The 12,241-nt window shown below is 51.0% G+C and carries 12 protein-coding genes; 4 read left to right on the top strand and 8 right to left on the bottom strand.

What is annotated here, in order from left to right:
- On the top strand, positions 1-335 hold a 335-nt coding region (locus J6J34_RS09715; RefSeq protein ID WP_301721373.1), incomplete at its 5' end, for a hypothetical protein.
- Positions 336-346: 11 nt separating this feature from the next.
- On the opposite strand, the gene pssA is transcribed toward J6J34_RS09715, so the two are convergent.
- The 4 genes from pssA to rluD form a co-directional block, all read right to left on the bottom strand.
- On the bottom strand, positions 347-1,180 hold the full coding sequence (gene pssA / locus J6J34_RS09710) for a CDP-diacylglycerol--serine O-phosphatidyltransferase (protein WP_301898920.1): 834 nt from the start codon (positions 1,178-1,180) through the stop codon (positions 347-349).
- A gap of 112 nt (positions 1,181-1,292) precedes the next feature.
- A complete protein-coding gene (clpB, locus tag J6J34_RS09705; RefSeq protein WP_301898919.1) occupies positions 1,293-3,866 on the bottom strand; it encodes an ATP-dependent chaperone ClpB in 2,574 nt (857 codons plus the stop codon).
- A gap of 79 nt (positions 3,867-3,945) precedes the next feature.
- Positions 3,946-4,653, bottom strand: coding sequence for a peptidoglycan editing factor PgeF (pgeF, locus tag J6J34_RS09700; RefSeq protein WP_301898918.1), 708 nt, complete (start codon positions 4,651-4,653; stop codon positions 3,946-3,948).
- Between the two features lie 6 nt (positions 4,654-4,659).
- A complete protein-coding gene (gene rluD, locus J6J34_RS09695) occupies positions 4,660-5,628 on the bottom strand; it encodes a 23S rRNA pseudouridine(1911/1915/1917) synthase RluD (RefSeq protein ID WP_301721380.1) in 969 nt (322 codons plus the stop codon).
- A gap of 130 nt (positions 5,629-5,758) precedes the next feature.
- Between rluD and J6J34_RS09690 the strand changes: the two genes are divergently transcribed.
- Entirely contained in the window at positions 5,759-6,514 is a 756-nt protein-coding gene (locus J6J34_RS09690) for an outer membrane protein assembly factor BamD (RefSeq protein WP_301721381.1), read from the top strand.
- 34 nt (positions 6,515-6,548) lie between these two features.
- On the opposite strand, the gene glnB is transcribed toward J6J34_RS09690, so the two are convergent.
- The 4 genes from glnB to J6J34_RS09670 all read right to left on the bottom strand — a co-directional run bounded on the left by glnB (position 6,549) and on the right by J6J34_RS09670 (position 9,519).
- Positions 6,549-6,887 (bottom strand): nitrogen regulatory protein P-II, encoded by a 339-nt coding sequence (gene glnB / locus J6J34_RS09685; RefSeq protein WP_301721383.1) that lies wholly within the window; start codon positions 6,885-6,887, stop codon positions 6,549-6,551.
- A complete protein-coding gene (locus J6J34_RS09680) occupies positions 6,874-8,556 on the bottom strand; it encodes an NAD+ synthase (RefSeq protein WP_301721384.1) in 1,683 nt (560 codons plus the stop codon). The genes glnB and J6J34_RS09680 overlap by 14 nt, the downstream gene beginning before the upstream one ends.
- Positions 8,557-8,630: 74 nt before the next feature.
- Positions 8,631-9,149 (bottom strand): DUF1285 domain-containing protein, encoded by a 519-nt coding sequence (locus J6J34_RS09675; RefSeq protein WP_301721385.1) that lies wholly within the window; start codon positions 9,147-9,149, stop codon positions 8,631-8,633.
- A 1-nt stretch (position 9,150) separates the two neighbouring features.
- Positions 9,151-9,519 (bottom strand): response regulator transcription factor, encoded by a 369-nt coding sequence (locus J6J34_RS09670; RefSeq protein WP_301721386.1) that lies wholly within the window; start codon positions 9,517-9,519, stop codon positions 9,151-9,153.
- A 403-nt stretch (positions 9,520-9,922) separates the two neighbouring features.
- On the opposite strand from J6J34_RS09670, the gene J6J34_RS09665 reads away from it, so the two are divergent.
- The gene (locus tag J6J34_RS09665; protein ID WP_301721387.1) at positions 9,923-11,596 is read left to right on the top strand and encodes an amidohydrolase; all 1,674 of its coding nucleotides are present in this window, start codon (positions 9,923-9,925) and stop codon (positions 11,594-11,596) included.
- A gap of 2 nt (positions 11,597-11,598) precedes the next feature.
- Positions 11,599-12,240 carry a pyridoxamine 5'-phosphate oxidase gene (gene pdxH / locus J6J34_RS09660; RefSeq protein ID WP_301721389.1) on the top strand — a complete coding sequence of 214 codons (642 nt, stop codon included), beginning with the start codon at positions 11,599-11,601 and terminating at the stop codon, positions 12,238-12,240.
- The last annotated feature ends 1 nt before the right edge of the window (position 12,241 follow it).

The following is a 12,241-nucleotide window of genomic DNA, read 5'->3' as shown; positions in this document are numbered from 1 at the left end:
ACTTTTCCAATCAGTCAGGTGTATTCTCTTCGTTATACGAAAGAATACTCGCATCCGAAGATGCTTTTCTCTGCCTGAATCCGGTAAGTGCCCACACAGTTTGCTTGGCTTGGTATATTGTTAAAGAGCGACGCTTCAGTCCCTTGGGGAACTCTGAAGCGGGATGCGTATTTTACGCTTTCCGGGGCCAGCGTCAAGATCCTTTCGGATCTTTTTTTTGCAAGCGCTTCGCGCTTCTGGCTCGTGTCACTGCGGCTTATGCCTCGGTGACAACGGCGGCGAATTATAAGGATCATCGCCGCCCGTGCAAGATCTTTTTTCAAAAACCTAATTGATTGCTTAGTTTTTAATCAGACTTGGTTGTTTCGTCTTCAGAATGCTGTTTTTTTGCACTTTCGTCTTCTTTTTTCTCAACCTCATCATCGCAGTCTTCATCAGTATCTCCGACCACGTGTTTTAATTCTAAACGGTTTACCGAGCGAATTGTGAGGATGGGTCCAGACAGCGCGTAAAGGAAAAAGATAGTAAAGAGAACCAGCGACGGTTCAGTTGCCACGACTACAAAAGCAAGTACGACGGCCAGAATAACGACAAAGGACACACGACCACGCCAGTCGACATCTTTAAAAGAGTGATAACGGAAATTACTCACCATTAACAGGCCAGCACAGATAGTGACTATCGCTGCCAGGTAGCTAATCGAATTTGGATCCACCTCGTATTTACTACCGACCCATACCAAGCCACTGACGATGGCAGCGGCGCTTGGAATAGCAAGCCCCTGAAAGAAACGTTTATCTGAAGAGCCAAGATTGGTATTAAAGCGTGCCAGACGCAAAGCACCACCAGCGACAAATATAAAGGCTGCCAGCCAACCGAACTTACCAAGATCCGACAAGGCCCAGTTATACATGACTAACGCAGGGGCCATACCGAACGAAACAATATCGGCCATACTGTCATATTCAGCGCCGAAATCACTTTGCGTGTTGGTCATGCGGGCAACACGTCCATCCAACCCATCAAAAACCATAGCGATAAAGATTGCTATCGCCGCGGATTCAAACTGATTATTCATAGATGCGACAATGGCGAAGAACCCAGAAAACAGGCCTGCCGTCGTTAACAGATTAGGCAGCAGAAAAATTCCGCGGTTCTTAGTCGATGAGTTGTTTGACATAGGATTATCCTGGTTGCAATAGTCGAGACCATTCAGGATAGCATAGCATGGGAGCCGCGATAAATAGTGCCACCCACTGGGCGGCACTGATTTTATGCTTCACTATCAACCATTACTGGATGATGGTTATCTGCTCATCCTGGTAATCCACTTTAATGGGCGTGCCTGGTAATAGCTTACCGGCCAGCAACTGCTGCGCTAACGGGTTTTCAATTTCCTGTTGGATTGCCCGTTTCAAAGGACGCGCCCCGAACACCGGATCAAAGCCCGCAGCGGCAAGGTGATCCAGCGCCGCATCGGTCAATTCGATACTGTAATCGCGATCGGCCAGACGCTTATACAGCCGCTGCAGCTGGATTTCAGCAATCGCCCGTATTTGCGACTTCGCCAGCGGATGGAAGACCACAGTTTCGTCCACACGATTCAAAAACTCTGGACGGAAATGATGTTGCAGGATCTCAATAACACCCGCTTTCATTTGCTCGTAGCTCTGCTCATGCGCACGCTCCTGGATAACATCAGAACCTAAATTCGAGGTCATGATAATGACCGTGTTGCGAAAATCGACCGTACGCCCCTGTCCATCCGTCAGGCGTCCATCATCAAGAACCTGCAATAAGATGTTAAAGACATCTGGATGCGCCTTCTCGATTTCATCTAATAAAATCACTGAATACGGACGCCGTCTTACAGCTTCTGTCAAATAGCCACCTTCTTCATATCCGACATAGCCAGGAGGCGCACCCACCAGGCGGGCAACCGAGTGTTTCTCCATGAACTCTGACATATCGATACGAACCATGGCATCTTCGGTATCAAACAAAAAGCCCGCCAGTGATTTACAAAGCTCAGTCTTACCGACACCGGTTGGCCCTAAAAACAGGAAGGAACCTATGGGGCGTTGCGGATCAGCAAGGCCTGCTCGTGACCGGCGAATCGCGTTGGCGACTGAGGTCACCGCTTCATCCTGGCCGACCACGCGCTTATGCAACTGGCTCTCCATCTGCAATAACTTCTCGCGCTCACCTTCCAGCATTTTGCTGACCGGTATACCGGTCCAACGAGACAGCACATCGGCAATCTGTTCATCTGTCACCTTGTTCTTTAACAAGGTCATGCTTTGATCCTCAGCCTCGACGGCCGTTTCCAGCTGCCGTTCCAGCTCTGGAATCTTGCCATACTGCAGCTCAGACATACGGTTCAGGTCACCGGCACGACGGGCGATATCCAGATCAGTTTTAGCCTGCTCAAGTTGTGCCTTGATATTCTGAGCACCTTGCACAGCGGTTTTCTCTGACAACCAGACCTCTTCCAGCTCAGCGTATTTACGCTGCTGATCTTCAAGTTCTGCTTCCAGAGTTTCCAGTCGCTTCTTACTGGCATCATCATCTTCTTTCTGTAGCGCCTTTTGCTCCAACTGCAATTGAATAATGCGCCGTTCCAGGCGATCCAGTTCTTCGGGCTTGGAGTCGATTTGCATCCGAATACTCGACGCCGCCTCATCAATGAGGTCAATGGCTTTATCAGGCAACTGCCGATCCGTGATGTAGCGATGAGAAAGCGTCGCCGCTGCAACAATAGCTGGATCCGTGATCTGTACTGAGTGATGCACTTCGTAACGCTCTTTCAGACCACGTAAAATGGCAATGGTATCTTCAACTGAGGGTTCGTCGACTAATACCTTCTGGAAACGACGTTCAAGTGCCGCGTCTTTCTCGATGAATTTGCGGTATTCATCTAATGTCGTTGCGCCCACACAGTGCAGCTCGCCACGCGCTAGTGCAGGTTTGAGCATGTTGCCGGCATCCATGGCACCTTCTGCTTTGCCGGCACCGACCATAGTGTGCAGCTCATCGATAAAGAGGATGATGCGGCCTTCTTCTTTGCCCAGCTCGTTCAGCACAGCCTTCAGGCGCTCCTCGAACTCACCGCGGTATTTCGCGCCGGCAAGCAAAGCGCCAAGGTCTAACGACAGTACGCGCTTGTGCTTAATGCCTTCAGGAACTTCACCGTTTACGATGCGCAGCGCCAGACCTTCGACGATAGCCGTTTTACCAACGCCCGGTTCACCGATAAGCACAGGATTATTTTTGGTACGGCGTTGCAGCACCTGAATGGTACGGCGAATTTCGTCATCACGGCCAATCACCGGATCAAGCTTGCCTTGTTCGGCGCGCTCGGTCAGATCAATAGTGTATTTATCGAGCGCCTGACGTTGATCTTCAGCATTTTGATCGGCAACGTTTTCGCCACCACGAACCTTCTCTATCGCGCTCTCAACTTTGCTTCGGGTCATCCCCAGACGTTTCAGGAGGTCACCGAGCTTGCCTTTATCTTCTGTAGCTGCGAGCACAAAAAGTTCCGAAGATATGTACTGATCCTTACGTTTCTGCGCGTACTTATCACACAGGTTGAGCAAGGTGCCGGTGGCCGCTGATGCCTGAACATCACCGCCCGTGCCCTCGACCTGTGGCAGACTGTCCAGTGCTTCACTTAAGCCAGCGCGCAGCTGGTTACTGTCAACCTGCAGATAGGTCAACAACGGACGCAAGGTGCCGCCGTCCTGATTCAAAAGCGCCTGCATAATGTGTACCGGCTCAATAAACTGGTGATCACGGCCCAGTGCCAGCGACTGTGCATCAGCAATGGCGAGTTGAAATTTGTTGGTTAGTTTGTCAAATCGCATGACTTTATTACCTCTTAAACAAACAGTATGTCCTGACTGTTTATGTGGGTATAAAATGTACGATTTCAAGAGGCAGGAATTAGATTTTCCAAATTAAAGTGGCGATACGCCCACTGCTGGGATCTCTGCGGTGAGAGAAAAATCGGGCATCGCTATAGGTGCAGAGATGACTCTGGGTCACCTCTTTAACGCCATGTCCGAGTAACAGGCGCTCGGCGAGCAACGGCAGGTTTGCCAGCCACTTGCCCGATCGATGGGGATGAAAGGTGGACGAATCAACGATTCCGAGTCTGGAAAATGCCTGGCGAACTTCGTCACCCACTTCAAAATGAGGCTGACTAATCGCCGGTCCAATATAAGCACGAAAACACTCGGTGCGTCGTGGCAACTGGGCCAGCGTTGTGCCAATAATGCCCTGTGCTAAGCCCCGCCAGCCGGCGTGAATAGCTGCAATGATGGCGCCATCTTCACTGCAAAGTAAAATCGGCAGACAGTCTGCGGTCAGCACAGCACAGCAGCTATCAGCAGCAGAAGCCCAAATGGCATCCGCCCGACTACCCAATACACTGCTTTCTTCAGCGACCACCACGGTGCTGTGATACTGACTCAACCATTTGGGCGCCCGCCGCAAACCCAATGCGCGTTGCAATTGGCGTCGGTGCAGCAGCACCCGGGCCGGATCGTCACCGACATGCGCCGCAAGGTTACCAGGCGCGTCCACCGTAGTGATACACGCCTGAATACCCGGCGGCAGTTGCCAGTTTGGCTTGATACCAAAATCAGTCAATTGGATTTACTCGTCCGGGTGTGCCTTGCGGTCGGCCCGCAGCATGGTCAGCAGCTCGAGAAAATCCTTTGGCGTTGGCGCATCCCAACTCATCCATTCACCAGAAATCGGATGATGCAGAGATAGCCGGGCAGCATGCAAAGCCTGGCGGCGGAAACCGCGCAAAAACTCAAGCAGCTCCGGGCTGGCATTTTGCGGTGGGCGTGGACGACCGCCGTAAGTGTGGTCCCCTACCAACGGGTGTCGCAGGTGCGCCATATGCACCCGGATCTGGTGAGTCCGGCCGGTTTCCAGGCGTAATCGCAGATGGGTATGATTACGAAACCGCTCAGCAACTCGATAATGTGTCACTGCAGGTTTGCCCGTAGCCACCACCGCCATATGGGTGCGCTTAGTAGGATGACGGCCGATGGGCTCGTCCACATGACCACCAGCGGTCATCGGGCCATTACAGACCGCTTCATACTCGCGTGTAATCTCACGTTCTTGCATGGCTGCAACTAAGTGCGTCTGTGCAGGAATGGTTTTCGCTACCACCATTAAGCCGGTGGTATCTTTGTCCAGGCGATGAATAATACCCGCCCGAGGCACCTGATCGATGGCCGGGAAATGATGCAACAAGGCATTAAGCAAAGTCCCATCGGGTGTCCCCGCGCCCGGGTGCACCACCAATCCATGAGGTTTGTTGATGACCAGAATGTCATCATCTTCATAAACGATATTAAGTGGCATAGGCTGGGCTGCGAAGCGCTGCTCTTCAACGATCTCAGCATTGACCTCGACGACCATGCCAGTGATGACTCTTTCTCGTGGCTTATCGACCTTTTTTTCGTCGACAACAACACAACCCTCGGTAATCCAGGTTTTTAACCTTGAACGCGAGTAGTCGGGGAACAACTCTGCAAGAGTCTGGTCCAAGCGTTTGCCATTGCAAGAAGCGGGGACCGTTCCAGTTAATTGAATGTGTTCACTCATAAAATAAATAATGGACCTGTGAAAGCAGCCAAGGCTGCGATAGAATGCAAGCAACGTCGAAGTGATTAGTGTACCTGTTTGGGGCGCTATGCACCAAAAATTAAATTAACAGAGATTAGAACAGCAACTTATGAAACTGCGTATTAGCCTGCTTTTAGCTTTATCCGTCATGCTCGCAGCATGCTCAAGTTCGCCAGACGATGAAGCGCTCGATTCCCGAGTCCTGAACGACGCTGATGCACTGTACCAGCGCGCTCAATCCAATATTGCTTCCGGTAACTTCAGCACCGCACAGGAAATCCTGCAGCAGCACGCGACCCGTTACCCGTTCGGCCCTTATGCGCATCAAGTGCAAATGGATCGGATTTACGTGTATTACAAATTAGGCAACATTGACAAAGCGTTGGCTGAAATTGACCGTTTCATGCAGTTGAACCCGAATCACCCTAATCTTGATTACGTGATGTACATGCGCGGCCTGGTCAACCACCGGGCTGACTCGAACACCATACAAGATTTAGTAGGTATCGACCGCTCCGATCGGGATCCCAGTAAAGCAGAAGAAGCCTTTAATGACTTTGCTCGCCTGCTACAGCAATTCCCTGATTCCAAGTATGCAGCAGATGCCAAACAACGCATGGTTGCGATTAAAAGTCGCCTGGCAAAATATGAACTCGCAGTGGCTCGCTACTACCTCAAACGAGAAGCATGGTTAGCCGCTGCCAACCGCGCTAAATATGTGTTGGAGAACTACGCCAATGTGGCCGCGACAGAAGATGCTCTGGCGATCATGATGCAAAGTTATGATGAATTAGGCCTTACCGAAATGCGCGATAATGCTCGTGCAACCCTGCAGGCGAACTTCCCAGGTAGTGACTACCTTTAAACAACCCGCTGCAAAATAAAACAAGGCGCCGTTATCAAACGGCGTCTTCGTTTTCCTCGCCCGTACGAATGCGAACTACACGCTCTACATTGCTGACAAAGATCTTACCATCACCGATTTTGCCTGTTTGCGCCGTTTCCATAATGGCATCCAGACACGCCTCAACCTGATCATCAGCGACCACAATCTCGAGTTTCACTTTAGGTAAGAAATCGACCATATACTCAGCACCACGATAGAGCTCAGTGTGGCCTTTCTGCCGGCCGAAACCTTTGACTTCGGATACTGTCATACCGGCGATGCCAACTTCGGATAATGCTTCTCGCACATCGTCCAGTTTAAATGGCTTGATGATAGCTTCAATTTTTTTCATGCCGTGCCTCTGCCGTTAGTTGCCGCTCTAATTCGTAGCGAAAATGATTGGTGATGGGGTAACGTCTATCCTTCTCAAAATTGCGAGAAGTGATTTTAGGACCCACCGCGCCTTGTCGACGTTTGTATTCATTCATATCAACCAAGCTTATCACACGCAAGACGTCAGCGTGTTCAAAACCCGCGGCAATAATGTCCATAGGAGCCCAGTCCTGCTCAACGTACAAGTGGATAATCTTATCCAGAACCTCGTAATCTGGCAGGCTATCCTGATCGGTTTGTCCCGGCGCCAGCTCTGCTGAAGGCGGCCGTTCGATCACTCGCTTAGGTATAACATCAGCTGAGGCTGTGCTGTTCATATGCTCGGCCAGAGCAAATACCATCATTTTTGGCACATCTTTGAGGGGCGCAAAACCACCACACATATCGCCGTACAAGGTGCAGTAACCCACCGCCAGTTCACTCTTATTGCCAGTGGTTAATACCAGCGAGCGGTTCTTATTCGACAGCGCCATCAGGATGACCCCACGGCTACGCGCCTGCAGGTTTTCCTCGGTCGCATCGGGCTCGTGATCGGCAAGTTGCGGCGCTAATTGCTGCATAAAGCTTTCGTAGATCGGCTCTATCGCGATCACATCATATTTAACTCCCAGTGAATGGGCCTGCTTTGCAGCATCTTCGCGGCTTATCTGGGAGGTGTAACGAAACGGCATCATCACCGCATGGACATGTTCGGCACCAAGCGCTTCTACTGCCAGCGCCAATGTCAGCCCGGAATCAATCCCGCCTGAAAGACCTAAGGTAACGCCCCGGAATCCGTTCTTCTGGACATAGTCGCGGATAGACAGCACCAAGGCCTGCCGCACTTCTTCAAGGCGGTTAAACTGTACATCCATTGCATCTCTGGCTTTGGGTTTAGTCAGTTCAGTCAGTGCCTTTATACCCTTGGCAGAAATATGCACATGGCCACAACATGGCTGACAATGAGGAAACTCTGCAACTAACTCGCCATTGCTATCAAGTACCAGTGAGTGACCGTCGAATACCAGCTCGTCCTGTCCGCCGCAATTATTCACGTAAACTATTGGGCAGCCAGTCTCGTGCACACGCTGTTGCAGCACATGCATACGTTGCTCATGTTTATCGACTTCAAAGGGGGATGCGTTTATGGTGATAATCCAGTCCGCACCAAGATCGACGATACGTTTTACCGGCTCAGGGTGCCAGATATCTTCGCAAAGGGTCAGGCCAATGCAATGCCCTTGCCAGTCAAAAACACAGGCCTCATGGCCGGGAATGAAGTAGCGCTGTTCATCGAACACGCCATATTGCGGCAGGCGTTGCTTGTGATAGCGCGCCAGGCATTTGCCCCGGTGCAAAACAGAGATGCTGTTAAAAAGCTCATTCCCAACGCGCTGCGGATGACCAACCACGGCCACCTGCTGCACTGCCGCCTCGGCAATCTCTTCTAACGCGTTTTCTACCAGCTGTTCAAAGTCAGCACGAAACAGCAGATCTTCTGGCGGATAGCCGGTGATCGCCAGCTCTGGAAATACGACGATATCCGCACCTTCCTCTTCAGCAAGGCAGGTGAGGATTGTTGCGGTATTTTTGGTAATCGCTCCAACGGTAAAATCCAATTGTGCGATGGCAACCGTGATGGGTTTCATAGGGCGTCTGTACCTTTACGCTAAACTAAGCAGCGCATAATATAGCAGGCTCCCTCAGCGAGCAAATTCATCGCTTAAATTTGGCCTAAAATGAACCGGCTAGTGCCACTCTTAAGTACAACCTCATCGGACTCTGGATCAATTGTTGCGGCCTCTACCCATTGGTAATAAACGTTGCGATGGACTTTGGCCTGCAAGCCATGATCCAGTTGCACATAAGGCACAGCATTTTTAATCAACAGAGGGTAATCTTCGGACAGAGGGTATTGACTGCCAATGTTGGTTGTTACCTGTATTACCGGCGATTCTGGCGCAGTAACGGACTTCCATTCAGTGACAATAAAAGGAGCGTCAGCAACGGAAATCTTTACTCTTTCCGCTGGTGTGATTAGAAAGAAATCGCCATTTTCCTGAACAAGTACGGAAGCGAATAGCTTAACCAGTTGTTGTCTTTTAATGCGCGAATTTTGATAAAACCAGTCACCTTTCTCATCGATATGTAATGGGATTTCACCGCAATACGGTGGGTCCCACTGGTCTGTCGGTGCATGGTTGCGCAGTTCTAATGACTTTAGAAGCTGCTCTAATTGCATATTAACTCACCAGGCGTTTTTGACGTAACAAGTACCAAAGCGTTGCCTCAGTACGATTTGAAACCTTAATAGCCTTAAAGATAGCAGATAAATGCACGCGGATCGTCCCTTCGGTAATACCGAGGATGGTGGCAATCTCTTTGTTGGATAAGCCCTGGGCGAGCAGCTGCATGATTTCCAGTTGCCGCGGCGAGAGGAAACTTTCAGCCTGCGAGTTCCGTGGAGCGAGTTCACTTAAGCGCGACTCATCAGGTAGATAGCGATCGTTTTTCAGTAATGCCCGTATTGCTAGCTTGGCATCCTCTGCACTGGTATCTTTAGGAAGATAGCTACGGACGCCAGAGGCGAGAGCTTGACGAATTTCAGACATGGGTCGCGACCAACAATACAAAACGATATGGGCTGTCGGTGCATATTTTTTGATGAATGCGAGGGACGGTCTGATTTCTGCGTCTGGTAAATCCATATCCAGAAAAATTAAATTATACTGGCTACTGTGTTTTAGGTAATCAGTGGCAAGCTCAAAGGTAGGAGCCTCGAAGATCGAGACATCCGAAGTGTAACTGGTGCATAGGTGAATTAGACCAGCACGAGTAAAAAACTGTGAATCGATAATGAGAATCTTCATGGCAGCCCCAAAATTCAAAACCCTAATTCGTCGTAATATAACTTTCGTTACGGCCTTTGACTAGGTAGTGTACACACTTGATAAGTTTATTACACCAAAACTGTTGCCTAATTGTAAGTAAGTATAAACAAACAGAGAGAACCCCATGCGAATTGTTTCTTCGTTGTTAGCTTTAGTTGTCTTCTTTATTTCGTTTGCCGCTAGTGCGCAAACGGTCCTTTATCATAATTTCAATGGCTATACGCTGACGGGTGAACCCGGTAACGGCGCGGTACTGAAAGAGTTTGACGCCATGCTGGTCACCGACGGAAAGGTGGCCGCCGTTGGCACTTTGGCGTCGATTCAAGCCAGTTTAAATCCTGCCACAACGCAAAAGGTTGACTTACAGGGCAAAACCCTGCTGCCCGGTATCATCGATGCCCATGGCCATATGCTGGGCTTAGGTGAAAATTTGATTCAGGTGGATCTGCGTAACGCAGCCAGCGAGCAGGATGCGGTTGCCCGCGTCGCTGATTTTGCCGCTGCCGAAATGGGTCCTTGGGTGGTCGGCCGCGGCTGGAACCAGGAAAACTGGAGCGAGCGCTCGTTTCCCACGGCGAAAAGTCTCGATGAATTCATCGCCGACCGTCCCGTCTGGTTAACCCGGGTCGATGGGCACGCGGGCTGGGCCAACAGCAAAGCTCTTGAGCTGGCCGGCATTACCGCAGAAACAGTCAGCCCCGAGGGTGGAGAAATTATCCGCGACGCCAGTGGCGAGCCAACTGGCGTGCTGGTTGACAATGCTATGGCGCTGGTAGAGAGCCAAATGCCAGCGAAGAACGCAGAGTACTACCGTCGGGCGTTAGTGACAGCCTTCGACCATCTGGTTTCAGAAGGTATTACCGGTGTTCACGATGCAGGTGTCGATGCAACCAATCTTGCGGTGTACCAACAGCTTGCCGCAGAAGGCAACATGCCAGTGCGGGTTTACGCCATGTTAAGCGCATCTGAGCCGCGTTTACCTGACCTGCTCGCTGACGGCCCTATTACCACCGAAGACGACAGCCTGACCGTTGCCAGTGTCAAAATCTATACCGATGGCGCGCTAGGTAGCCGTGGTGCGGCGTTAATTGACCCGTACAGCGATGCCCCCAATACGCGTGGTTTGTTGGTGACTCAACCGACTGATATCGAGCAACTGTTCGAACTTATTATCCCGCATGGCTTTCAGATCAACATCCATGCGATTGGTGATCGTGCCAACCGTATTGCGCTGGATAAATTTGCAAAAGCCTATGCCACCATCGGCGGCCGTAACCTGCGCCATCGCATCGAGCATTCACAGGTGGTTCATCCGGACGATATTCCGCGCTTTAAGGAGCTGAATATCATCGCATCCATGCAGCCCACTCACGCAACGTCAGACAAAAACATGGCGGAAGACCGTATTGGTAAAGAACGTATGCAGGGCGCTTATGCCTGGCAAACCTTCCTTGACCAGGGCACTATCGTTGCCGCCGGCTCTGACTTCCCGGTGGAATTATCCAATCCATTCTTTGGTGTCCACGCTGCGGTAACTCGCCAGGACCGCGATAATCAGCCCCAGGGTGGCTGGTACGCCCACGAAGCAATGACCCTTGAGCAGGCGCTACGTGCGTTCACGCTTGATGCAGCCTATGCCTCAGGCCAGGAACAACAACTAGGTAGCCTTGAGCCGGGCAAATGGGCTGATTTTATTGTCCTGGATCAAGATCCATTTGCCGTAACCAGCGATAAACTATGGCGCGCCGATGTACTGGCGACCTATGTTGCTGGTGAAAACGTCTACACTCAGGAGTAATTATGAAGTTGCACGATGAACGTCGGGATTATGAGCGGGCGCAATTGCGCCGCTCGGTTCTTAACGATGATCCGTTTAAACAGTTTGAATCCTGGTTTGCCGCAGCAAAAGAAGCTGCGGTTCTGCCTGATCCAACTGCCTTTACACTGGCGACAGTGAATGCCCAAGGGCAACCGCACCAACGTATCGTGCTAATGAAAGATCTCGATGCCAACGGCTTCGTGTTTTACACCAATTACGCCAGTCAGAAAGGTCACGACCTGGCCGCCAATAATAAGGCGTCGATGCACTTTTCCTGGCTGCCGCTGGAACAGCAGGTACGTATTGAAGGTCAGGTCGAAAAAGTTGATCGGGCGGTAAGTGAAGCCTACTTTCACAGCCGTCCGCGCACCAGCCAGCTCGGTGCACTCGCATCACAGCAAAGTGAAACCATTGGTTCGCGCACGGAACTCGAGCAGGTGTATCACGACCTTACTGAACGTTATGAAGGCAAAACCATTCCTATGCCAGAAAGCTGGGGCGGCTACCGGGTCTGCCCTGACTATTTCGAATTCTGGCAAGGTGGCAGATTCCGTCTGCACGACCGTTTTATTTATCAACGCGACGCAGCAGGAAGCTGGACCATAGAACGCCTGCAGCCCTGAT

This window comes from Pseudidiomarina terrestris (assembly GCF_030466405.1).
In the GTDB taxonomy this organism is placed as follows: domain Bacteria; phylum Pseudomonadota; class Gammaproteobacteria; order Enterobacterales; family Alteromonadaceae; genus Pseudidiomarina; species Pseudidiomarina terrestris.
This window is presented reverse-complemented; position numbering and strand designations above follow the sequence as displayed.